The following is a 24,365-nucleotide window of genomic DNA, read 5'->3' on the forward strand; positions in this document are numbered from 1 at the left end:
TAAAAGAGTGCCAAAACCTTAGGCATGGGTGATGTCCTACTATAATAGATAGAACAGAGCCCCTCTGCATGAGTAATCTCATCGTTGCTATTGGGTGGTATGTAACCTGTCCCCAAGCTTAGTTCGCTGCCAGTAACGACGCTATGGTAAAAAGGTAAACTTGAAAGTGACTTCGGTTATTTTCTTAATTTAGGAGAAGGCTTACTATGAGTGGTATTTCATCGAATGCTGACGAAACTTCATCGTTAAAAAAATCTATTAAACCATCTCAGGCATGGGCTCTAGCGTTAGGGGCTATTCTTGGATGGGGTGCATTTGTTCTGCCTGCATTGCGCTTTTTGCCTTCAGCAGGGCCATTGGCAGCTTGCATCGGATTTGTCTTAGGTGGAGGGATGTTATTCTTTGTAGCCATTAGTTATGGAAACATGGTGAGCAAGTATCCTGTAGCAGGAGGCGCATTTACTTTTGCTTACATCGGCTTCGGGCCGACCGCAGCGTTTATCTGCGGCTGGGCACTCGTTCTTGGATACATCTGTATTATCGCACTTAACGCAACTGCCCTCGCGTTATTGTCGCGTTTTTTATTACCGGGTGTATTTGAAGTCGGGTACCTGTATACTATTGTAGGTTGGAAAGTGTACGCAGGTGAATTGGCAATGCTTATTGCTATTCTCGCTGGTTGTGGCTTTTTGAACTACTGTGGTGCCGATCTTGTAGGTAAGATACAAGTCTTCTTAGCATTTGCTTTGGTTGCTGGAGTATTTGCCCTCTTCGCAGGTTCCTGCGCGACTGAGGGTGCATCTCTTTCAAACCTGTATCCACTTTACGTGGAAGATAAAGGCCTTATCGCCAGCGTTATGGCTATTACAGCTATTGCACCTTGGCTGTATGTAGGCTTTGATACTATTCCTCAAGCAGCAGAAGAGTTTGATTTCCCTCATAAGGACGCTCAGCGCTTGATGCTTTCAGCTATTGCATGGGGTGTGCTTCTTTATGCACTCGTAACCATTGCTGTAGCTGTTGTTATGCCGTACTCTGACCTGCTTCAGATGGACGTTCCATGGGCAACTGGTACTGTTGCAAAAATGAGCCTTGGTAGTGCAGGTAGTGTGATTCTGGCTATTGCTGTATCCGCTGCTATCTTTACCGGTATTAACGGCTTCTTTATTGCTTCTTCCCGTCTGCTCTTTAGTATGGGACGTGCAAAAGTGCTCCCAGCATGGTTTGCACAGGTTCATCCTAAGCATCAGACTCCGCACAATGCTATTTTGTTCGTACTTGCTATCGCAATTACTGCGCCTTTCTTTGGTCGTGAAGTACTCAACTGGGTTGTAGACATGTCTGCAATCGGTACAGTAGTGGCGTACCTCTACTCCTGTCTTGCAGCCTATAAATATATGGTTGCCCACCCACTTGAGGAAGGTTCTAAAGCAGGTAAAATTAACGCAGCTCTTGGTTCATTGAGCTCTGTTATCTGCCTTTGTCTTTTGACTATCCCGGGTTCCCCAGGGGCAATTGGTTCTGAATCCTGGATGGCTCTGTTAGTTTGGTGCGTCCTTGGCGGCATCTTCTACAAAACTAAAATTGGTGAATTTACATCAATGAGCCGTAAAGAACAGACAGAATTGATTCTGGGTTGTTCATCACGTCCGGTATTCTTCAAATAATACAATGATACTTGTTTAGCTCCATGTGCAAGGGGCTCGATATAACAAGCTCTTTGGTAGTCTACAGCAGCATGATATTACTATCATGCTGCTGTTTTTTTTGTTGCGTAGGATGTTTTTTGACATGCTTGCCGAGCGCTTTGTTCTTTTCATATTTTCCCACCTAATTAGAGCTTAAGCTTTTCTTCACCCAGTACACTGACTCAACGTTGCTATAACGGTAATAAAAATTGCATTGCGCTATTATGCCAGTAGGGTTTTTGTTCTCACCTGGGCTTTGGTGATTCTCTCGGATTAATTTGTTCCATTATTGCTGACTATTCATGGGTGATGGCCGTAGATGTCTGCTGAAAGAAATGACGATGCATGAAAATTCACATCACTTTTAGTAGGTATTGGTAGCGGAAAGGCGGAACTACAATAACAGTATCAGATTTATATAACGCGCTTATCGCTCTCTTTGGATTCGTACCAGCCACTCTATATTTGGTGTGTCGAGACGTATGTAACTGGCACAATGTAACCGTTTCATGCTTTGTGCAGCAAAAAAAATAGCAAAATAATTCAAAGTATAATTAAAAAAAATGGTTACATGGTTTTCATCCTTGTTTTCTGCTTTTTCTGCTTTGGAGGTAAAACCGTTTACATATGTGATGGCTATCTTGTGGAAAGCAAGGCTCCTAGCGGGTTTCCCCAGAGTAGGTGCATGTCGGTAGTCAAATCAATTGCAAGACCGTTTACATTATTTTGTGTTGTAAATATTTTCAAAAATGCTCTATAAAATTCTCTAGAACTATTCTTTTCAAGCGACCTACGTCATGTATTAGTAGCAGTTCATTTGAGTTTGTGCGGTTAGCAATTCCAATGATGAAGAAGCTAAGTATGGCATAGGTGCCGAGGTAAAGCGTGCTCGCCCATACGTTTTACAGTGATGTTGCAGATTACAGAACGCCACACTCGTCTCGGTATGAAAGTAACCATTTAGCACAAGTAAAAGAACACTATGATTAAAATCGGTATTAACGGCTTTGGCCGTATCGGCCGCCTTGTTTTCAGGGCTGCAATTCAGCGTGATGATATTGAAGTTGTAGGTATTAACGACCTTATCGATGTTGATTACATCGCTTACCTTCTTAAGTACGACTCCACCCATGGCCGCTTTGACGGTACTGTGGAAGTTGTAGACGGTCACCTCGTTGTTAACGGTAAAACCATCCGTGTGTCTTGTGAGTGCTGTCCGGATAAACTTGCATGGGATGAAATCGGTGCAGAATACATTGTAGAATCTACCGGCTTCTTCCTTACTGACGAGACTGCCCGTGGACACATCAAAGCTGGTGCTAAGAAAGTAATTCTGTCTGCTCCTTCCAAAGATGCGACCCCTATGTTTGTTATGGGTGTTAACCATAATGACTACGCAGGTCAGGACATCGTTTCCAACGCTTCCTGTACAACAAACTGCCTTGCACCTCTCGCGCATGTTGTGCACAACGCATTCGGTATCGTGGAAGGTCTTATGACTACTGTACATGCAACTACTGCTACACAGAAGACCGTTGACGGTCCTTCCCGTAAAGACTGGCGTGGCGGACGTGGCGCAGGTCAGAATATTATTCCTAGCTCCACTGGTGCAGCAAAAGCAGTAGGCAAGGTTATTCCTTCACTTAACGGTAAGCTTACCGGTATGGCGTTCCGTGTTCCTACTCCGGACGTATCCGTAGTTGACCTTACCTGTCGCCTTGAAAAGCCTGCAACCTACGAAGAAATTAAAGCTGCTATCAAGGCTGCTTCTGAAAACGAGCTTAAAGGTATTCTCGCGTACACAGAAGATGCAGTAGTTTCCACCGATTTTGTTGGTGAATCTTGCACATCTGTTTTTGACGCAGAAGCTGGTATTGCTCTTAATGATAATTTTGTTAAGCTTATCTCATGGTACGACAACGAATGGGGTTACTCCTGTAAAGTTCTCGATCTGCTTGCACATGTAGCTGCAAACTAGTTCCACTATGAAGTATACACTGCGGCTTACCTTCTATAAGGTGAGCCGCAGTGATTTAGTGCAGCGTTTTAACAATAAAATTATCAGATCTTACGAGGCATCACATATGAACAAACTTTTTCTTAACGATCTCAATTGCGAAGAGAAAACTGTAATTGTACGCGTAGATTTCAACGTGCCGCTTAAAAATGGTGCCGTTGATAACGACAAACGTATTCGTGCAGCTCTTCCAACCATTAAGCATTTGGTAGATGAGGGCGCAAAAGTTATTCTTATGTCACACCTTGGACGTCCTAAAGGACAGCGTGTTGAGGCGTTAAGCCTTAAGCCTGTTGCTGACCGTCTTGCAGAGCTTTTAGGTAAGCCTGTTGCATTCGCTGATGACTGCATTGGCGAGGTAGCAAAAAAAGCTGTGGAAAAGCTTGGTTCCGGTGAAGTGCTTCTTCTTGAAAACCTCCGTTTCCACAAAGCGGAAACAGATAACGATCCAGAATTTGCAAAACAGCTCGCAGAGCTTGCAGAACTGTATGTTAACGACGCATTTGGCACTGCACACCGTGCGCATGCTTCCACCGAAGGTATCACCCACTATATGGAAATCTGTGCATGTGGTTACCTGCTTAAAAAGGAACTGGACTTCCTCGGTGGCGCACTTGCTGAACCTAAGCGTCCATTTACTGCCATTATCGGCGGTGCCAAAATTTCCGGTAAAATTGACGTCATTAAAGCTCTCCTGCCGAAGGTAGATAATCTGATCATCGGCGGTGGCATGGCGTGTACCTTCCTCAAAGCCATGGGACGCGAAATCGGCAATTCTCTCTGCGAAGATGAGAAACTGCCACTCGCAAAAGAACTTCTTGAACTCGGCGAAGGAAAAATCCTTCTTCCTTCTGACTACCTCGTAACTGACAAGCTCGATTTTGATGCACGCGAGATCGGCAGTGAAAATATCGTAGCAGAAGATGCCATTACTGAAGGTCTTATGGCTGTTGATATTGGTCCAAAGACCATGGAAACATTCAAAGACATCATCGAAAAATCCGGTACTGTTGTATGGAACGGTCCGATGGGTGTGTTTGAAATTGATGCATCTGCAAAAGGCACTTTCGCTGTGGCAGAAGCTCTTGCAGAAGCAACCAAAAAAGGCAGCATCACCGTTATCGGTGGTGGTGATTCCGCATCTGCTATTGAGAAAGCAGGTCTTTCTGAAGCAGTATCTCACGTGTCTACCGGTGGCGGTGCTTCCCTTGAGTTCCTCGAAGGAAAAGCCCTCCCGGGTGTAGAAGCTCTTACAGAAGCTTAGTTTCTGAAGCTGGGGATTCAATCTTTCGGTTGTATTTTCAGTAGCTGAAAAAGAGTAAGCGGCATGTTGAATTTCAACATGCCGCTTTTTTTTGTGTGGAGGCTGGGCGTCAGTATTATCTGCTGAAATCAGAAACAGGGAAGGAGTCTTTATGTGGCTGGATGGCAGAACCAAGCCAGTGGATAGTCTGACCGAGGTTTTCCATGTTAGCCATTGCCTCAGCATCTTTTTCTACATCACCGGGAGCGAGGCCGACACCGAGGTTCCAGTAGATTGAGCCCGGGACGATCATCTGTGACATAAGGAACATATGGTTGATAGTATCGAAGGCGTGTGTTGCCCCGCCACGTCGAACCGCTACAACACCGGCACCGATTTTTCCCGCCAATGCACGATCATTGGCAATGGCAACCAGTCCTGCACGGTCGATAAGCGCTTTCAACTCGGCAGATACATCGGTGAAGTAGGTTGGGGTGCCAAGGATGATCGCATCTGCACGGAGAATCTTTTCAAATACTTCGTTGAAGATATCATTCTTCATTGCGCAGGTATGATCTTTTTTCTCAAAACACTTGTAGCAAGCAATGCAACCTTTGATCTTTTTTGCGCCTAGCTGAATAAATTCAGTTTCCCAGCCGCTTGCAGCTAGTGGTGCAAGTGCTTTCTGCAATAAAATCCCAGTATTGCCGTCCTTACGCGGGCTTCCGTTAATGGCAACTACGTACATAGATTATAAACCTTTTTTGAGTTTGAATGATTCTTAATGGAGATCCAGCCTCGACAAATAGATGAAGATGGCTAGATTGAGAGATAGTGACATATTTTTAAGAATGCACAAGTACGGTTTTTTTTGTGCCTAAGTATCATGCAGGGTACCGTTGGAGATATAATGATTAGCAGATGTGGCGTGAAAGAGCTTGAAGGTAAGAGTTACAGGTGTTTTTTTGAGCTGACCTTGCAGGTAATTGGCGGGAAGTGGAAGCCGATTATTTTATATCATCTTTCGCAGGAAAAAGTTCTGCGTTTTGGTGCGCTGAAGAAATCTATGCCGGGAATTACCCAGCGCATGCTGACAAAACAGCTGCGAGAACTTGAAGCAGACAGGCTAGTTTTGCGTGAAGCCTATAACGAGGTTCCACCCAGAGTAGAATATTCTCTTACTGAGCTTGGCGAGTCATTAATTCCAATTTTTTTGGAGATGAAAGAATGGGGCATCCGTTATGAGCAGTGCGTTGCTGGCGAGGTCATAACAGGTGACGGGTATGAGTCTGTAGAAGTCTCAAGTAGTCTTGCGGATGAACGTGGCTAATAAAAAAGAAAGGCAGATTGAAGTAATTCAACCTGCTTTTCTTTTTTATTGTGCTGCTACTGAGTGCAGCCCCTTAGCAACTTCCTGACTTAGCGCTTCCAGAGCGTCGCTTTGTGTCTGCACATACGCACTCATTGTATCCCCTGTTACGGGGAAGGTCTGGACAAAGTGACGTGTCAGTAGGGACTTGTCAGTATCAACGTCAACAATTTGCCAGATAGCGTCAAGTGTTACATCTATGTTTGCTTTGCCTTCAAATCGGCGGATTGTGACATAAATCTGATATTCAGGGCGTTGCGCTCGTTCCCATGGGTATACAGCAACTTTAGGTGTCTGAAGCAGAATAGAGATGTTTTCTGCTAGTGTTTCTTCTACCTGTGATTTGAACGAATCGCCCCACCGCTGGTATTCGTGGATGGTGATGCTGTTCTGTCCTGTGGTTGTCACTATTTGTGCGCGATCAAGATGGCCGGGAACTATGACTGGCCCCACACCGACGCTTAGGTCGCTGAGCGGCTGTGCTTGAGAAGCCATCTGGCTGGAACTTGTGAGAACGTAATACGAAGAAGATGGAGACATCTTTCCACATGCAGTCAGCACGAAACATAGTCCTGCAAGTAGCAGGGTGATTGATACAGCTTTGCGCATTATTTTCCCTCTTTTCCTCGGAGTAAAGATTCCGGATGACGTTCAAGCTGGTCTGCCAATGAGCGGACAGCTCTGGCAGCTTCACTCATCTCACGCAGTGCGCGTTGTAATTCTACAACTGTTGGAGAGTCTTTGGCTAACAGATTGTTAGCTCCTTCCATGGTCTCATGCGCTTTCTGAAATGTAAGGCGGAGTTCGTCAGAATCTGCAAGACGTTCCAGTTTTTCACTTGTTTCTTTAATGCTCTGTAATGTTTCTACAGCATTGTTACCAATTTCTTCCATTGGAACTTTCTGGAGTTTTTCGAGCAGAGCAGACATGTTGCTGGTCAATTCTTCAATCGGTGTTGGTGTCGTTGGAATTTCAGTCACCCCATTTTCTGAAAGAAGCTTTGCCGGTTCTACGTTTTTAAAGAAGTCTAATGCAACGTAGAGCTTGCCTGTAAGCAGGTTTCCTGTGCGAACCTGACCACGCAGACCATGCTCAATAAGTAAATCGAGCATAGCGCCTGTATCTGCTTCGCCTGTACTGGATGCAATACGTTTCAAACGCTCCTGCTCCACTTCAATGCGAACAGGTACAAGTACTTCACCGCTTTTCCAATCAAATTCAATGCCGATATCAACTACGTGTCCCACAGGGAAGCCCTTGAATTCTACAGGTGCACCAATGGCAAGACCTCGAACAGACTGGGCAAATTTGAGGACGTAGTATTCTTTTTCGATAAACTGTTCCTTCATTGCTGCTTCGCGCGTCGGGAACAGTTGGAAAATGTCACCGGAATCAGCAACTGGAGTGCCTTTGAGGTGGGCTGGGTTGGATAAGGATATTCCACCTATGAGCAGACTTACCAGGGATTCCGTATCAAAACGGATGCCGTCTGCATCCATTTCAAGATCCATTCCGGATGCCAGCCAGAATCGAGAGGTGTTCTTTACGTATTCGTCATATGGAGCATCAACAAAAACGGTAATGTCTATGCCTTCGCCGCCTTTTTGTAACTCGTACCCAACTACTTGGCCAATTTTAATGCCGCGGTAGTAGATAGGAGAACCGTAGTCTAGAGAGCCAAGGTCGGTTGCTTTGAGAGTGAAGAGTTTTCCGGGGGTGTCTTCTGTGACTACAGGTGGAATTTCCAGTCCGATGAATTCGTACTGTGATTCTCCTCCCTTGCCCGGATCAACCGCAATGTATGCGCCGGAGAGTAGTGTGCCTAAACCTGTTACTGAGCCACCGCTAAGGCGTGGGCGTACAACCCAGAAACGGGTTTCTTCGTTCAGGTATGTATTTGCCCGTTTTACGAGGGAGACAGTAACTTGGACGTGTTCAAAATCTTCGGCAAGTTCGACTGATTCTACTTTGCCGATTTCCACATCTTTATATTTTACCTTGGTTTTTCCGGCTTCAAGCCCTTCAGCAGAAGCAAACGTAATTATGACTGTCGGGCCTTTTTCTGTCATGGCTGTGTAAACCAGTCCAAGGCCGATGAGCAGGGCAACAAGTGGAACAATCCAAATTAATGAAAAGCTCTTTTTCTTACAGACGGATGCCTGTGGCAGCTTTTCAGATGATGACGGAGTACTATTTTCTTCAGACATTTATTCTTCCTTCTGATCCCATATGAGTCTGGGGTCAAAGCTTTCTGCCGCGAGCATGGTGATAACCACGACAGCAGCAAAATAGATAGCTCCCGGTCCTGCTTGAATGGCAGCAAACGGGTCAAGTTGAACCAGCGCAACCAGCACCGTTACCACATACACATCAACCATAGACCAACGGCCTACAGCTTCTGTTAATCGGTACATTCTGGTGCGGGTTTCCGGTTTCCATTGATGTCGAAATTTTACAGATAGCAGGAGATATACCAGCGTGATGAGCTTCAGGAGGGGGATAAGTATGCTGGCAATAAAAATAACAAGCGCAATATGCCATGATCCTGAGAGCATGAAAAAAATAACCCCGCTCATAATGGTATCTGCCTGAGAGCTTCCAAAAACTTGAGTTACAGTGATGGGCAGCAGATTTGCTGGAATGTATAAAACGATGGCGGCCACAACCAGTGCCGTTGTTCGTTCAAGGCTTTTGGGCTTGCGAACATGCATCCCGGCTCCGCAGCGGGGGCAGGCTGTATGGTGTGTTTGCGGTATGTCGCTTTCCAGAGAGCAGCTATGGCATGTGGCAGACTGTGTGAGACCGTCTGAGCTGTCTTCAGATGTTGTTACAGGGAGTCGTTTCCATATGTCGTGCGGATTCAATCCGGCAAATGCAGCGATAAGCACCAGAATTAATCCGCCGTATGCCCATATTGCGGTGCCGGGGATAAGGGTGGCCATTTTGCCGAGCTTGATCATGGAGACTAGAATACCCAACAGGAAGACTTCCATCATGCTCCATGGCATCAGGTGTCGGACTGTTCGAAAGATGGTTCCGGTTTTGGGAGCCAGTTTTCCCATTTGAATAGGAGTGAGTATGAAGACCAGCGCAAGAAGTTGAATCAGCGGTATAGCGATACTGGTAAGTAGGACAAGGGCAGAGAGCCCCTGCATGTGATGGGTAAATAGCCACGTAATACCGGTGAGTAGTGTTGTTTCCTGAATTTTTCCTTCTACTTGCATAGAAAGAAATGGGTACGCATTGGCAATGGCAAAAAGAATGAGTCCGGTAAGGGAAAGTGCCAATGTGCGCTGGGTGGTATCGTTTGTTTTTTGGAACAGTACAGAGCCGCAACGGGTACAGATTGCTTTTGTCCCTACAGGCATTTCAGGGAGCTGTTGTGTCAGTCCGCAGTCGTGGCATGTAACTGTCGTTGGAATTGTCGAGTCCATGTGTGATGAATGATGTTCCTTACAATTTCAAAACAATATGTGAATTCACCCTCTGAATATATCGATCACATACTTAACGCCGTAGCAGTGGCGTTGGTGGTTTTTACCAGTAACGCTTACCTGATGCTGGAAGACTCGGCAATACAGAAAATAATGTATTGATATTAATATATTGCGCTGTTTTTGTTTAGCATGTTCTGTTTAGCTTAAATTTAGTTTCATTTCATTAAAAATAACAAGGGATAGTTATTAAGATTCTTGGAGGGCATGAGATGGGATAACTTGAAAATGCCACAAGAGCTAAGGGGAGGGTTGGTAGTCATTCCTCATTCTGCATAGAGTTATCAAGTGGCTGGAAAAATGGTGAAGAAAAAACGGCAAACTAGCTTCATACTAGTTTGCCGTTTCTTTGCTTGATAATGCCTTATAGAGACTCATTTCTCTTCGTAGAACAAAACATGCAGCAATCGTCGCATCCATCACTTTTTTGGGTGTTGATTAGGTCTGTATTTAGATACTCGATAGCTTTCACAGGGCAAGCCATGTAGCAATCACCGCATACGTCACATCTTTTCGGATCAATTCGATAAGTATCTTCATGTTTGATAATGGCTTTAAATGAGCATCTTTTAAAACACTTACCACAAGAGATACATTTTTCAGTGATTCGGACCGTAGGCGCGGGATTTTGAAGTCCTCCAATAGAGAATGATGTGCGTAATAGTTTATGGGAGCGTTTTTCCATTTCGAAATCAAAGTCAAAAATCTCCCCCCACGCCTTATGAAGGCAGAATGTGACCATAGCAGGATATTTTTCAATATCTTTCACACCAAGCTGAAACAATTCATTGTTTTCAGCTTTCTTTCTGAGCGTATCAAAAGGTACTTCAATAACATCGCCAGTCACACGGATTGTATAGCCTGGAGGAAAGTAAGGCATTCCCTGATCATCATGACTGATGGACGTTGAGGGAAACATACCACAGATGGAAACCTTCTTTGAGTCGGTTAACTGCTTGTAAAATGGTTTCGTAATCATTGTTCGAAAATATAACCCTTCGGCGTCGTAAGCAAAAAGGTGAGCAATTCGAGTCTGTGGAATACCATTTTCAATAGTTGCAAAGGTTAAGCAGCCTATTTGGTCAAACATATTGTAGATTTCAGCAATATTCATTGGGATCTCATGTTGTTGGCGTGAATTTCATTTTTTGCGCTTGTCATCGACGAGGCTCGTTTATGTTGTTTCTGAATTCGTGGAAAACAAATGCCAACTAGAGCAGAAGTAGAATAGGTTGATTCGAGAAAAAAGATGGTAAATGTCGAACTGAGTGGTTTGTTTTTAAGGCGAGGAAAGGCGGTTTGCGCTAACTTAAAAAAGCTGTTTTAAACTGCTGTGGGGTATAGCGCGTATGTTTTTTGAAAAATTTAACAAGATTTGTAGGTTCGTCAAAACCAATTTGAAAAGCCAGTTCTTTCGTTGAGATGGTAAACATGGACAATTGGCGCTTTATTTCCAGAACAACATACGTATCAATAAATTCTTTAGCAGTCTTGCCTGCCATTGCTTTGCAGATGGTATTGAGATGCTTGTAGGAAATGTTCAGCATAGCTGCATAGTCTGCCGCATTTCGTGTTTCGGTATAGCTATTTTTAACCTGTCTACGAAACAGCGTAAAAAGATTGCTCCAGTCTGAATCATGACTGTCTGCTGGAAGTGTTTGGGTTATGCGTTCAACTTTTAGAAGAAGAAGTTTAAGCTGCAATCTCAGGATCTCTTCTGTTGCAAGGTCAGCGGGTTGCATGAATTCGTCATGTATTTTTTTGAACGTCTGCAAAAGTTCTTTTTTATCTGCACTCGTTCCTTCAACGAGTGGAGATCTGGAGTGATAGTTGTAAGTACGTGCGAGTGATGCGAAATCAGTTTGCCCTAGATTTTTCAGGATAAATTGCTCTGTAAACAGAATGAGGAATCCATCCAAAGCATCGTTGATTTCAAAGGCGTGAACTTGGCTGGGCGCAATAAATAGTACACTTCCTTTGCATAGATCATAGGGTGTAAAGTCAATATGATGAGTGCCCGTTCCTTTCGTTATGAATAAAATATGGTAAAAGTTAATCCGATGCGGCAGTTTTAAGTCGTTCTGGATATACTTTTGTCTGGAAAATAGCTCCTTAAGCGTGACTATTTCAAATTCGAGTTTTGAGTTTGTTTTTATGCGAAAAGAAATATGGGGGATTTGTGTCATGGAAACTTTCCGTTATGTATGCAAAATAGTTCTACGCTAAATGGTGGCTGTAATCTCGCTTGAGGTACGAGGGAGCCTGCTTTTGTGGTACTCGTTCCCCTTGCAGTTGCAAAGGGAAATACCTCACTGTTTTGATTTGGCTATAGATATTATTTAAAATATTTTGAAAGATTGAAAACTTACGCCGCTTGAATGCTATGTAGATTCTCTTATAGGGGCTATGGCATTAAGCGGCGTTGTTTTTTGTCGTAGGGACTATTCGTAAGGCGACGTTTCTATTGCTGTGAGGAATTAATAGGGATGAGAGTTGTCGAGGTAAAATCATTTTTTAATAAGGAAAAAGAGCGAAAATAGGGATGAATAGTGGAGTTGTTGCCGTCGCACTGTAGGGTGTTGTAAAAAATATTTTTGTAAGAAGAGGAAGCGAGACCGCATGGTATTTCTTTATGCATCTACAATTTTTATGAGTGCTTTCCTCTTGTTCTTGATTCAACCGATTGTAGGTAAGATGCTCCTTCCGCTGTATGGTGGTGCGCCAGCGGTTTGGAATACCTGTATGATGTTTTTTCAGGCTGTATTGTTGCTGGGATATGCATACGTGCATTTATCGATTAAATGGCTCGGAACTCTCCGCCAAGCAAAATATCATATGATATTAATGGGTATTACAGTCGCGGTATTACCTATTACCATTGTATATAATACAACTCCTCCCGCAGACGCGAACCCCGTACTGTTACTTTTGGGACGTCTGATAGTGTTCGTTGCTCTGCCTTTTTTTGTCATTTCAAGCAGTGCTCCAATGCTCCAAAGTTGGTTTTCAAAAACGAATGATCCTTCTTCTAGTGATCCTTATTTTTTGTATTCTGCAAGTAACGTTGGAAGCTTACTAGCGCTGTTGGGCTATCCTGTTATATTCGAACCATTGATGGGGGTTATCGAACAAAACAGGGTTTGGAGTTATGGGTATGGTTTGCTCATTGTTATGACGTTGTCTTGCTTAATTTTCTTGGAACGTAGGCGGCGTGTTGAGAACAATAAGGATAGCAATTCAATAGCTGCGGAACCAGCGCAACAGCTTAGCAAACCATCTGGACGGCAGAGAGCCTTCTGGGTGCTTACTTCATTTATTCCTTCAAGCATGATGTTGAGCGTCACAACGTATATTACGACAAATCTTGCTGCCATTCCGCTTTTGTGGGTTTTGCCTCTAGCTTTGTACTTAGTAACATTCATATTGGTGTTTGCTAGAAGGCAAGTCTTACCTCACGATTTCATGGTTCGCATCATGCCTTTTGTGATTATTCCTCTTTCTCCTTTATTTTTCTTTTCGCTTAATAATCTGGAATTGTTACTTATCCCAACGCATCTCTTAATGTTTTTTGTTGCTGCCATGGTTTGTCATGGAGAGCTGGCAAAAAGCCGCCCAAATTCAAGGTACTTAACCGAATTTTATTTTTGGATGTCAATTGGCGGCGTCCTTGGCGGGGTGTTTAATACATTGGTTGCCCCTGTCGTTTTTAGTCGAGTCGTCGAATATCCCATAACAATGTTTCTCGCATGCCTGATGTTACCAGGTGTAAAATTAAGGCAAGATACCTCCTCAGATAAGCTGTTAGATGTTCTCTTACCGTTACTGCTAGCCGTTTTTGTTTGCGCAGTTTTCATTGGCGCGCAAATGATTGAGCTTGGTAATTGGTTAACTTTCCTTGCATTATTCTTTGTACCGGCTGCGTTAAGTTGTTTTACTTTTAAGACAAGACCCATTCGTTTTGCTTTGGCATTTGGGGTGGTGTTACTTTCACTTGGCTATTTCACGGATATGTATAAGGGGAACCAACTGTACGCTTCTCGTAACTTTTTTGGTGTAAAGCGTGTGATTGCTAACCCTGCAAGAGGGATACGCTACCTCTATCATGGAACGACGGTGCATGGTTCTCAGTTCCTCGACCCAACTTTTCAAAAACAGCCCCTTTCCTACTATCATCCTAGTGGACCTATTGGTGATGTGTTTGCAGCCTATAATAGGGCGGACTTAACTCAACCTATAGCCGTCGTTGGCCTTGGAACAGGTTCGGTTTCCAGTTATGCCACTCCTCAAGATCATTTTGTTTTTTACGAAATTGATCCTGATGTTGAAAAAATTGCTCGTAATACCCAGTACTTTAACTTTTTGTCAGGTATGAAAGGGAGTTTTGAGGTGGTTCTTGGGGATGCTCGGCTTGCGTTGGCCAATGCTCACGCCCATGAATATGGTATGATTATTTTGGATGCGTTCAGTTCTGATGCGATACCAGTGCACTTGCTGACCAAGGAAGCTCTTGAACTGTATTTGACTAAAATAAAGACGGACGGTGTGTTAGTATTCCACATTTCGAACCGTTTTCTAAATTTAGAACCGCTGATGGGGGAGCTTGCCAAAGAGCTTGGATTAGTTTGCTTAATAAGAAAGGACTTGAGCATCAAACATGAAGATCAAAAGCTTGGAAAATCTCCATCAGTATATGTAGTTATGGGACGAAGAGGGCCTGTTGTTAACCAACTAATTCATAACGCTGAGTGGCATAAGGTGACAGCTCGACAGAAAATTCCAATTTGGACTGACAAGTATTCAAATTTAATAGACTTACTGAAATGGTAAAGATTAATTCAGCACGTCGGGACAATATATTATATTTGGCTGGATAGTATCTGTTGTTACGGATGGGTAGTCATAAAAAAAGAGTTCAGATCGATTTGATCTGAACCCTTTTTTTATGGTTGTGCTGACGTGATTTGATATTACTCCCAATTAAACGTGATGTAGTTGTTTCTAAGAAAGATATTTTCATATCGTATTGTTATGTTAGAAAAAAGACAAAAGGCAATAACTTTTAGTAAGTTTTATTCAGTTTTAACTTAAGTCTTTATTAAATTGTAGTGTGTATATGTTTATGAGAAGAAAAAAAGATAGCTATTTCATACTATAGCTTGTTTCCCCTTTTTAAGGGGAGATATGCATATTCTTAAAAGTGTTGTTAGTGTGACTATAACTGTTTGTACAATAAGATTTTTATTACTTTCACTAACAGTAATTCAGTTAATAGTCTGTATTTTTCAGTTGGCAGCTCTACTTTTTGCAGGATAGGGTGCTCATGACACATTGCTAAATTCATATATAAGAAGTGAGATAACTCTTTGTACGTCGAATGATAATCGAAAGTGCAAAAAATAAATATATAATAAAACAGAACCGTAAGGAGAGACACGAAATGGTTCGATATTGTAAAGTGCTGTTGGTGTGCTTTTTGTGTGCGACTATGTTTGGGTGCACAAGTTTACATACGCAACAACAAAAGGGCACAGCTTATGGAGCTGGTATTGGCGCCGGTGTTGGTGCTATTGTAGGACAAGCAATTGGCAAGGATACAAAGGGTACTCTTATTGGTGCCGGTATTGGTGCCTTAGTTGGTGGTTTGGCTGGTAACCAGATTGGAAGATATATGGATATGCAGGAGCAGGATCTACGTAATGCCATTGCTGCTTCTGAAGCTGCCAGCGTGCGAAGAGAACAGGATGTGCTGCGTGCGACCTTTAAGGGAGAAGCGTATTTTGATTTTGATAAAAGCACGCTCAAACCCGGTGCTTATTATGAGTTAAGGCGGATAGCTGATGTTTTGAATAAATATCCGCAAACAACAATTGAAGTTGGTGGTCATACGGACACAAGGGGTTCTGCTTCTTACAACCAGAAACTGTCTGAACGTCGGGCAATGGCTGTAAAAGACGAACTGATTCGTAATGGAGTTGCTCCTCATAGAATTCGTGCTGTCGGTTATGGTGAGACTCGTCCAATATCCTCATCAGATTCTGTAAACCGCAGGGTTGAGATTCTTATAGTGCCTATACAGCAGGGCTAATGTTCTGAGATGTAAATGTAAAAAGAAGAGAGGGAGTGATTTACTCCCTCTTTTTTATTGGCGTGTAATGAGTAATATGATGACTGACCCTACTACAAGAGAGTGCAAGGAAGCGATTTGCCTATCTGATGCACAGGAGTGACGATGCTCACTGGCTTGGAGCCTATGGGCAGTCTGCACCCATCGTTTGGAGAACATGCGATGGATGATATTTTTGGATCGACAGCAACGACCAGGCTTAGGTTAAGTCTGGGGAGTGGAGGTTCAGAAAGTGCTGTCTACACAATTAACGGACCTTAGCTGCCTTCTTCAATAACTGATCCTGGACCTGCTAGTGGCCTGAATGTTTTTTTCGAAGAACCGCAAAAAGGGCACTTCCAATCGTCAGGAAGGTCTTTGAAAGCTGTTCCAGGAGGGGTGTTGGTTTTTGGTTCTCCTTTGTCAGGATCGTATACATATCCGCAGTTGCTTACCTGACACTGGTACATATCTTTTAAGTCAGCCATGTTGATTCTCCTATCTTGTTTGGATTTTCCCGTATTGTTCCTCGAAGATAATCCACTACTTATCTATTACAAACCGAAAGTGAATGGTCAATTGTAAACGAATTGGCTTTAATTTCATAATTAATGCAGATTCTTCTGCTAGTCTATTTTGAGTCATCTTGGGCAGGCAACTTAAACTCAGAACTCGTTAGGACAAAAAGGGATTTGTGGTGAACAGTGATAAGGGTTCCGCAAACCTTGTTTTTGTGGAGAATTTCTGAGTATAAGTTGTTCAAAATAATAAGTAATTTTGTAGGAGGGATGCGGTGCGGGATTTGAATTTAGCTTTGAAAGTTATTCTTGGAAATACTGCTGACAGCTTTAATGGTCAGGATTACGAGATCTGAACTGGGTAAGTTTTGATGTCAGCGTATTGTTCAGAGATGGTATTTTTTTAAATTATTTTAAATATTTGGTTGTAAGTGTCGTAGTGTGTCGTGCCTTGATTATATTGATATCTTTGCTATTCGTTAAAACAACCCATCTTTTCAGATAAGCTGTATGAATAAATCTTATGGCACGGATGAGGATATAGCTAACTATCTTATTTTTTTAATCACTTATCTATACGAGTGAATTCGTTGCAGAGTGTCTTTTACTACCTTGAATAGTTTAGTTTTATTGTTTGAAGGTGTTGAATGAAAAACAACAGACGCGGGAAGACTTTTATTTTTCTCACGTCTGTTGTTGTATCAATGTAAAATGTGGATTAGACACTCTGCCGCAAAGCATACTGCATAATTTGCTTATTAAACTTGTCGTGTCTATCCAGCGGGCCGGGAATGCGACCGCTTGCGGGTAGTGTAACAATCTTACCAAAATGACTTAGCCCGGTAAGGAGTTTTCCCATTTTGGGAACAAGATCACCGGCGATATTGTAATGGGTAATACTATCCAGCGCTTTCGTTTTTTCCTGCTCGCTTAAAGAGTCAATAATTCCTCGTCCAAATTCTGCGCTGGAAAAGCAAATCGCTTTTGTTGGTGTTGTTGTGCCGTCTGTTTTGCTTTGCCCAGTACTTTTAAGTGCAGCAAAAGCAGCTTCGCCACCACCTTTGGAATGTCCAGAAGTAACAACAGAATATTCTTTATACACTGGATCGTGTTTAATCATATCAATAACATCTTGTGTTATTTGAGCTGCTTGTTTGTAGCTTTCTGGGATTTTATAATTTGTGGCATTCGCTTTGTTAGCTCCCCATTGATGTTTTACAAAGCCAAGATTATGGGCTTGACGTGACCATAAGCCACCAAAGTTTTTACCGGATGAAGTGCCACCAAATACAATACGCAACTCTTTTTGAGCCGGATTTTGCATAACATACGCAGTAAGGCCAGATTTTTTATCAAAAATTAAGCCTTGATGACCAATATTATCCATTTTGGTGAGTTTTCCTATATTCCGAGTAAGTTCTCGCGCAGAATCCCAACCTGTTGCTTTGCCAAAAAAATTTATTTCCGCAGCATTAATGGAATCAAGTTTGCCGTGGTACGGGAAGCTTGCAATCGAAGCATCAATCGCAACTTGTCCAGCTTCTGCACGTGTTGTTGGCTTAGGAGCTACAGCAGTAGTTTCTATCCCCTCTAATTTAGTAAGGAGCTTATCCAGGGTGCGTGTTGTCAGGGGCTTTGGATTAATTCCTCCATTGTTTAGTCCAAATTCGTTGGTGATAGAAGCGGTCTTTTCACTGTCATGATATTTTGCAGAAATGCTACGTAGTAAAATAGCTTGTGATTTAACATCGCTACTGCGGTGTTGCTGAAAATACGATAGATTTTTTATGCCTTTTAAATTTTGAAAAATACCAAGGAGACGTCCTTTAATCTTATTACCGGTGACAGAAATGGAGGTTTCGTTTTGGTTATTTTCTGTGGAAGGCTTCCCAATGGTAACGCCAAGCTGAGTCTGTAATGTATTGGTAACAGATGTGGTTGAATTCATAGCTATACCTTTAAGAAATGTTGCGGAGCAGTAATTGTATCAATAGCTGTATCAGTGATTGTGTCACTGTATTTTTCTAAGACGTTCTGGTTGAATTCAATGGCTTCGATGAAAACTTCACAAAATGTAATGCAATCCAGTTGTGTTGGGTCAGACTCTAATTCTCCTTGAAGAATGAGTGACCTGCTTTCTGGTTCAAAGGCAAAAACAATGCCAGAGGCTGCTTGAAGTGTGAGGTTGGCTGTAAGAATATTTTCAAGCAATTCGGCAGAAGTAGAAGGGGGAAGCTGTCCAACAATGCCACGGAACAACGTACGGGTATCTGTTATTTTTTCCAGTTGTATTGCGTTGTTATCAAGTGATAACATGCATGTTCCGTCCGGCTCCCAGACCAATTCAGGAGTATTTAAGGCTGTAGATAGTTGTGCAAGATGGTCCATATGATGCATAATATCCTCTCTTAAGTGCAGCAAAAGGTCTTTTTTATATGACTCACATAAAGTTAAAGTAATATTTTCGCTCAGTCATAATGAAACAATACTGCCAATTATTTTGGCACGTTTAAGAAAGTATTTGCTGTGTATGGTAAAGGGGTAATAAAAATATTCTAATTTTTTTAGAATGATATAGATCTAGTCTTACTTCCAATCTGTGTTGTTACAACAATATGCTGCATCAATCGTGCCGCTTTATACTTAATTTGTACGTGGTGTCCGGTAGGTTCACCAATGAAGAGCTTTTTTCAAAAAAATTATCAATTAAAGATGTTGTCGTGGGCCTTATGCAGGAGTTTTCTTAGCAAGTGTTGGTCCTTCAGCTTGTTTGAGGTTATATAGAGAGTCTTAAAAGATGGTTGCCGATATTTCAGGTCGTTATTTGTTCAGTATGCCTGAGTCAGTGTTTGTTGAGCTTGGGGCGATTGTTACATGTTATTTTTGTTAGAGGGGTTATCATCTTTCAATATGACTTTGTGTTAACTCGCTATGTTTTTGTTCTTAACTGGTTACCTTTTTGAGGGCCTATCGCAGGGCAGGGCGTTAGCTTTTATTGAAAGTAATGGGTTGACCTGTCTTGCTAGAGGAATCTATATAGCATTGATTGTACTCAAAGGAGTTTTTGTGTTTAAAGCTATTATGGATGATGTGTCAGCAGGTTGCCGTTAACAGGGCCTAGACATATTTTTTCAGTGCGCTACATAGTTGCTAGCGTACTTTTTTCAAATAAAGAATAAAGCGGCTTAATGCCGAGAATGCCTGTTCAGGCATTTGTCTTTTCTGGTTGCCCTGTTATCTGCAACCGCCTTCCTACTTCGAATCAACTCGTGTTTGTGGGGGACTTTTTTTGTTCCCTTTGAGCAGACCCCCCGTTTTTCTTTATCATTAAGCACAGATGCAATCTTTACTCTTGGCATATATTTTTCTTGTGCCTTGTGTAGTTTGATGCACATGTGCACTGTTGTGAGATAATACATGAAATCAAATAGTAGTGATGGCTCAGGGCGTTCAGTCCACTCTCTTGCTTTGTTAGGCTGGAGTAAGTTTTTTCAAGAGAATTATGACTTGCTGAAAGAAATTAAAGGCAAAATAGCTCGCGTAACTGGTGTGCGTAAAAATATGCTTCTTGTTTCTGATGGGAGTTCTGAATGGTTAACAACCATTGGGGGAACATTCTTTCATGGTGTTGTGGAACGGTTTCCTGCAATTGGGGATTGGGTTCTCGTAAAAGACTCTGTTATAACGTATGTCCTTCCAAGAAAAAATGCTCTATCACGTGGAGCATCTGGTAGTCAGGATGCGATGGGCAATGCGTGTAAAGAGCAGCTTATTGCGACTAATCTAGAGACTGTTTTTGTTGTCTGCGGTCTTGATCATGACTTTAACCCTCGGCGTATCGAACGATATATTACGCTGGCATACAACTGTGGTATTAATCCTGTTGTTGTACTCACCAAGGGCGACTTGCATGATGAGCCTGAACAGTTTGTTGTAGAGGTAGAATCACTTGTGTTTGGTGTGCCGGTACTTTTGCTTTCAAAAGAGGATCCTACAGGGCTTACTCAGCTTACTGAGTATCTTTATAAAGGTGAATCTGTAGCGCTGATAGGTTCCTCAGGTGCCGGTAAATCTACGCTGATTAACCGGCTTGCTGGTGAAAATCTTCAGCAAACTGGGGAAATAAGTAAGAGCGTAGGGAAAGGCAAACATACAACAACATCACGTGATCTGCTTGTTCTTCCGTGTGGTTCTATTGTTATAGATAACCCTGGTATTCGTGAGATTGCTTTTTGGGGTAATGGTGGTGGATTGGATACCGCCTTTTCTGACATAGAATCTCTTGCTCAGCTGTGTCGTTTTGCAGATTGCACGCATATGAACGAGCCAGCTTGTGCTGTCAGGAAAGCTGTTGAAAAGGGTGAGCTAGAGGAAGCACGTCTTGTCAGCTATCAGAAAATGCGGCGTGAACTGGAATATCTTGAAGAGCGTCAGCACAAGAGCTCAGAGCGAATAGAAAAAGAGCGCTGGAAAGATGTTGCATTGAAGATAAAGGCAATGAAAAAGAAGCGACCTCATGGGTAACTATTCAATGCGAAAAACAAAACACAAAGATATACAAGGGTTATGTTTAGAAAGTATTGTTAACTGATCATATAATAAAGGCTGCCTTAACAGGCAGCCGTTTTGTTTAATTGGTCGGGACGACGAAAATTCAACCCACGTTTTCTTGAAATTATGCAGCTGGTTTGTTTGTTAAAGTTATTTAATATCATAATGTTAAGTGGTTTTTGATGCTGCAAGTAGACATCTTTCGATATACTCTGACGGCATTCGTTCCGTAAGTGCTTCGAAGAGCATGGTTTGCGTCGTGCTGTCCTCACCTGCAATTACTTTGCTGCGGGCGTCTACAAGTTTGTTACAGGATTACAATATGAAAGCATCGGTGCCTTAATTGAATGGAAATGAGCCGGTGACAAGCACCAGTTCCAAATTGCACCTGCTAGCTATTTTTTGCCGATGTAACCGAGGTAACGATCAAGTACTTTCTGACCGCCAATAAAGTTAGTCACTTTGGGCCATACGTTTTCAATTGCAAGGCGTTTCCACTCTTTTTCGTCTTCGAGATTGTCGATTTGGATACCTGAAGCGATAAGCTCTGCCTTAACGCGAGTAGCATTCATGAGTTGGAATGCGAGGCAGTATTGCTGAGCATAGCGGCCTGCTTCAACGAATATTTCCTGCATCTCAGGAGAAAACTTCTTGAAGATACGCTCCGAAATAATCATAGGTTGGAGCTGGTACGTGTAGTGTGCCTCAGTGATGAACTTTTGCACTTCGTCAAACGCAGCTGCCTGAAAGGTAATGTAACCGTAGCACTGGCCATCTACTGCACCTAGTTGAAGAGCAATATAGGTATCTGCCCAAGGGATCGGCACTGGGATAGCACCCCAAGAACGGTAGGTCTCAATAATAACTGCGGACTTAGGAACACGGAATTTCATGTCTTTTATGTCAGCAAGGGTCTTGATTGGGTGTACTGCGTTGGAAAGGTAGCGGTAGCCGGTGTAAGTCCAACCAAGAATGCGGAAGCCACCTTCTTTAACAGCGAACTCGTTGAGCATGTCGTGAGCAGGACCGGAAGAACCGCGAACGACTTCGTACATGTTATCAAAGAGGTAAGGAAGGGTAAGCAAACCAAGTTTGTTAACAATAGGAACGAGGTTCGCAATACCTATAACTGCCATATCAAGGTTGCCACGACGAACGTCCTGAATCATTTCGGTTTCATCACCGAGCTGACCATTAGGGTATATTCGTATTTCAACGTTACCGTCAGTACGACTTTCCACGATTTCTTTGAACCGGGTTGCGATTGCGCCCATTTCAGAGTCAATAGGATCACCCAACCCTATGCGGATAATGGATGGATCCTGCGCGAAAGAAACAGGAGAAATTGCCATCATTACTATGAGGGCAACAAGTGTCAGTGTTTTCCTAACCATACTTTCTCCTACCGATTATAACATCAAACAGACTTCTAATATTTACCCGCAATGTTACCCTAAGCGAAGAAAAGATGGAATTTGATATGCTAGGTAGAGTTAGTTGAGCGGTTTTATCAAACTTGGCTAACCGAATATCTACATTTATTGCAAAAGCCTTAGCGCTATAGATTTTACTGGTGTTTTTCTCGAATATTTAGATAGAGATAAGCAAGCAGGTATTCAGCCGGTGTTTAACCGCACTTAAAAAGGGTTTAGGTCAATTTGATCTAACCCCTTTAATTTCTTGTCGGGATGATGAGATTTGCACTCACGCCCCTTGAAGCCCATGCAGTTTGTTTCATTGTTAAGTGGTTTGGTGTTAGTATCTTGTTATGATTATTGAACTCTCAGTTTCCTTTTGAAAAGGAAAGAGGTTCCTCTTGGCTAAAAAAGCACGGGTTTCTATCAATGCGCGACCACGCATAATAAAGTTTATTTTGTTTTTAGTGCCTCAAATTTTTTATAAATAGTTAATTCTTCTTTTCGGGTTCTGCGGGTAAGAATTCCGACAAGTCGACCGTAGTCTTTTGCAAATTCGAGTCCTTCACCACCGTGTGAGTACTTTTCAAAGAATTGTATAACATCTTTGGTGATCTGATTCATTTCGACAAGATAAGAATCCAACATCCGCTTTAAATCAGAATCAGATTCAGCTGCCCTTTTGAGAATAGGATACAGTTCCCGATCTTCTTTATTTAAATGAGTGACTAAAGCGCCTTTCAAGGAAAGTAATTTTCTTTGACCTTCTTTGGAGCAAACGCCAAGTTTTTTTATCTCTGAAAATCCTTCGAGAAGATCTTTGTGCTGGTTGGTTAGTGTAGCTATCAATTGTGACATTATTATTCTCCTGCACATGAAATAGTTGCTGTTTCATTGTCGATGTCTAGGGAGTATGCTCAATCTTTTTATATTACTTTGACATAAATCAAACTTGTTAGACTTTTTAAATTAATTGGGTGTCCACAAGCATGTAATTAGGAACAGTCAGAACTGGTGGTTGGGCTAGTCCATCTGTTATGTTTGATCACAAGTTATTCGAGACCAATGTATTGGGGATAACCAGCAAGGTTTACTTGAAAATAGTCATTGTAAGAACTAGCATGTGCAAACTAACGCTGGAGCTGATGTGAAGCTAACTGCACAAGAAATTAGGGCTTAGCCATGTTCGACGATTTTGATTTTTTTTCGGATATTCGACAGATGGATCCGCTTACCAAGGAGAATGAGCCGTGTGTTGGTTGTGGCTGGTGCTGTCTGCGTGATCCTTGTTCCGAATCCCATCAGAAATACGGATACACCAAGCGGTGTCCTGATTTGTTGTGGGACGAAAAAAATATCCGCTATATTTGCAAGCTGATGCTCGATCCAAAGTATAGTGAAGAGGTGCGCAAATCTCAGCATGAAGGGCAGGGCTGCTATGCGCCGCTCAATGATTGGCGCAAAGACGTCAAGAATCGAGGTTGACGCCCTGCTGTCCAATGCTCCATCGACTGAATTACTCTTTGGTTCGTGGGTACTCTTGAGTTATGAATTCAATTTTTTGAAGGATACAAAAAAGCTCCACAGGCAATGCCTATGGAGCTTCTTTTTTGAGTGTAATAACCCGTTATGGTAACGTTTAATTTTTTGCGTAGCACGACGGAAACAGTGAGATCGCTAATAAGCATCGCTATAATGATAGCCGTAATGAGTAATATGGTAACTAATCCTGTTACAAAAGAGTGTCAAAGAATATAGGGCGGTTCGTCATTCTACTTCTGAAATAGCTGGCAGAACCCATAGATGTTTTGCGCCTGTTCAGTAAGCAAGAGTGGTATCTAGTAGTTTAGTGGCGATTCAGATTTAATTCTGTCCTTAATGTCCTATCTGTTCAAATGAATCGATAGCCGTGATATATTAACAAGAGTTATTTGGTATCGAAGAGAATATTTTTTAACCCTCTCTTT

Annotated in this window: 19 protein-coding genes; 8 read left to right on the top strand and 11 right to left on the bottom strand. The window is 42.4% G+C overall.

Annotation, left to right across the window (positions count from 1 at the left end):
- Positions 1 to 206: 206 nt before the first annotated feature.
- From BUR09_RS06790 to BUR09_RS06800, 3 genes are all read left to right on the top strand, one after another.
- Positions 207 to 1,667, top strand: coding sequence for an APC family permease (locus BUR09_RS06790; protein WP_074216190.1), 1,461 nt, complete (start codon positions 207 to 209; stop codon positions 1,665 to 1,667).
- 1,003 nt (positions 1,668 to 2,670) lie between these two features.
- The gene (gap, locus tag BUR09_RS06795; RefSeq protein WP_074216191.1) at positions 2,671 to 3,666 is read left to right on the top strand and encodes a type I glyceraldehyde-3-phosphate dehydrogenase; all 996 of its coding nucleotides are present in this window, start codon (positions 2,671 to 2,673) and stop codon (positions 3,664 to 3,666) included.
- 106 nt (positions 3,667 to 3,772) lie between these two features.
- A complete protein-coding gene (locus tag BUR09_RS06800; protein ID WP_074216192.1) occupies positions 3,773 to 4,969 on the top strand; it encodes a phosphoglycerate kinase in 1,197 nt (398 codons plus the stop codon).
- A gap of 115 nt (positions 4,970 to 5,084) precedes the next feature.
- On the opposite strand, the gene BUR09_RS06805 is transcribed toward BUR09_RS06800, so the two are convergent.
- On the bottom strand, positions 5,085 to 5,696 hold the full coding sequence (locus BUR09_RS06805; protein WP_074216193.1) for a flavodoxin family protein: 612 nt from the start codon (positions 5,694 to 5,696) through the stop codon (positions 5,085 to 5,087).
- A 162-nt stretch (positions 5,697 to 5,858) separates the two neighbouring features.
- On the opposite strand from BUR09_RS06805, the gene BUR09_RS06810 reads away from it, so the two are divergent.
- Positions 5,859 to 6,278, top strand: a complete 420-nt coding sequence (locus BUR09_RS06810) for a winged helix-turn-helix transcriptional regulator (protein WP_084539363.1) — start codon at positions 5,859 to 5,861, stop codon at positions 6,276 to 6,278.
- A 45-nt stretch (positions 6,279 to 6,323) separates the two neighbouring features.
- Here the strand turns inward: BUR09_RS06810 and BUR09_RS06815 are convergent, their stop codons facing one another.
- From BUR09_RS06815 to BUR09_RS06830, 5 genes are all read right to left on the bottom strand, one after another.
- Complete coding sequence (locus BUR09_RS06815; protein WP_074216195.1) at positions 6,324 to 6,926, bottom strand: PqiC family protein; 603 nt, start codon at positions 6,924 to 6,926, stop codon at positions 6,324 to 6,326.
- Positions 6,926 to 8,524 carry a PqiB family protein gene (locus BUR09_RS16530; protein ID WP_084539364.1) on the bottom strand — a complete coding sequence of 533 codons (1,599 nt, stop codon included), beginning with the start codon at positions 8,522 to 8,524 and terminating at the stop codon, positions 6,926 to 6,928. The genes BUR09_RS06815 and BUR09_RS16530 overlap by 1 nt, the downstream gene beginning before the upstream one ends.
- Entirely contained in the window at positions 8,525 to 9,751 is a 1,227-nt protein-coding gene (locus BUR09_RS16535) for a paraquat-inducible protein A (RefSeq protein ID WP_084539365.1), read from the bottom strand.
- 424 nt (positions 9,752 to 10,175) lie between these two features.
- Entirely contained in the window at positions 10,176 to 10,925 is a 750-nt protein-coding gene (locus tag BUR09_RS06825) for a 4Fe-4S binding protein (RefSeq protein WP_074216196.1), read from the bottom strand.
- Between the two features lie 190 nt (positions 10,926 to 11,115).
- Positions 11,116 to 11,997, bottom strand: coding sequence for a helix-turn-helix domain-containing protein (locus BUR09_RS06830; RefSeq protein ID WP_074216197.1), 882 nt, complete (start codon positions 11,995 to 11,997; stop codon positions 11,116 to 11,118).
- 433 nt (positions 11,998 to 12,430) lie between these two features.
- Between BUR09_RS06830 and BUR09_RS06835 the strand changes: the two genes are divergently transcribed.
- The gene (locus BUR09_RS06835) at positions 12,431 to 14,638 is read left to right on the top strand and encodes a spermidine synthase (RefSeq protein ID WP_074216198.1); all 2,208 of its coding nucleotides are present in this window, start codon (positions 12,431 to 12,433) and stop codon (positions 14,636 to 14,638) included.
- Between the two features lie 610 nt (positions 14,639 to 15,248).
- Complete coding sequence (locus BUR09_RS06840) at positions 15,249 to 15,896, top strand: OmpA family protein (protein WP_074216199.1); 648 nt, start codon at positions 15,249 to 15,251, stop codon at positions 15,894 to 15,896.
- 296 nt (positions 15,897 to 16,192) lie between these two features.
- Here BUR09_RS06840 and BUR09_RS06845 read toward each other — a convergent pair whose 3' ends face one another.
- The 3 genes from BUR09_RS06845 to BUR09_RS06855 form a co-directional block, all read right to left on the bottom strand.
- Complete coding sequence (locus tag BUR09_RS06845; RefSeq protein ID WP_020000753.1) at positions 16,193 to 16,402, bottom strand: rubredoxin; 210 nt, start codon at positions 16,400 to 16,402, stop codon at positions 16,193 to 16,195.
- 748 nt (positions 16,403 to 17,150) lie between these two features.
- Complete coding sequence (locus BUR09_RS06850; protein ID WP_074216200.1) at positions 17,151 to 18,380, bottom strand: lipase family protein; 1,230 nt, start codon at positions 18,378 to 18,380, stop codon at positions 17,151 to 17,153.
- A 2-nt stretch (positions 18,381 to 18,382) separates the two neighbouring features.
- Positions 18,383 to 18,829: a type III secretion system chaperone gene (locus BUR09_RS06855; protein WP_074216201.1), complete on the bottom strand. Its 447-nt coding sequence runs from the start codon at positions 18,827 to 18,829 to the stop codon at positions 18,383 to 18,385.
- A gap of 1,020 nt (positions 18,830 to 19,849) precedes the next feature.
- On the opposite strand from BUR09_RS06855, the gene rsgA reads away from it, so the two are divergent.
- A complete protein-coding gene (gene rsgA, locus BUR09_RS06860) occupies positions 19,850 to 20,956 on the top strand; it encodes a ribosome small subunit-dependent GTPase A (RefSeq protein ID WP_074216202.1) in 1,107 nt (368 codons plus the stop codon).
- A 422-nt stretch (positions 20,957 to 21,378) separates the two neighbouring features.
- Here rsgA and BUR09_RS06865 read toward each other — a convergent pair whose 3' ends face one another.
- Both BUR09_RS06865 and BUR09_RS06870 read right to left on the bottom strand, forming a co-directional pair.
- Positions 21,379 to 22,377: a TRAP transporter substrate-binding protein gene (locus BUR09_RS06865; RefSeq protein ID WP_074216203.1), complete on the bottom strand. Its 999-nt coding sequence runs from the start codon at positions 22,375 to 22,377 to the stop codon at positions 21,379 to 21,381.
- A 474-nt stretch (positions 22,378 to 22,851) separates the two neighbouring features.
- Positions 22,852 to 23,256, bottom strand: a complete 405-nt coding sequence (locus tag BUR09_RS06870) for a hemerythrin domain-containing protein (protein ID WP_074216204.1) — start codon at positions 23,254 to 23,256, stop codon at positions 22,852 to 22,854.
- Between the two features lie 324 nt (positions 23,257 to 23,580).
- On the opposite strand from BUR09_RS06870, the gene BUR09_RS06875 reads away from it, so the two are divergent.
- The gene (locus BUR09_RS06875) at positions 23,581 to 23,883 is read left to right on the top strand and encodes a hypothetical protein (RefSeq protein WP_322788045.1); all 303 of its coding nucleotides are present in this window, start codon (positions 23,581 to 23,583) and stop codon (positions 23,881 to 23,883) included.
- The last annotated feature ends 482 nt before the right edge of the window (positions 23,884 to 24,365 follow it).

The organism is Halodesulfovibrio marinisediminis DSM 17456 (genome assembly GCF_900129975.1).
Lineage (GTDB): Bacteria > Desulfobacterota > Desulfovibrionia > Desulfovibrionales > Desulfovibrionaceae > Halodesulfovibrio > Halodesulfovibrio marinisediminis.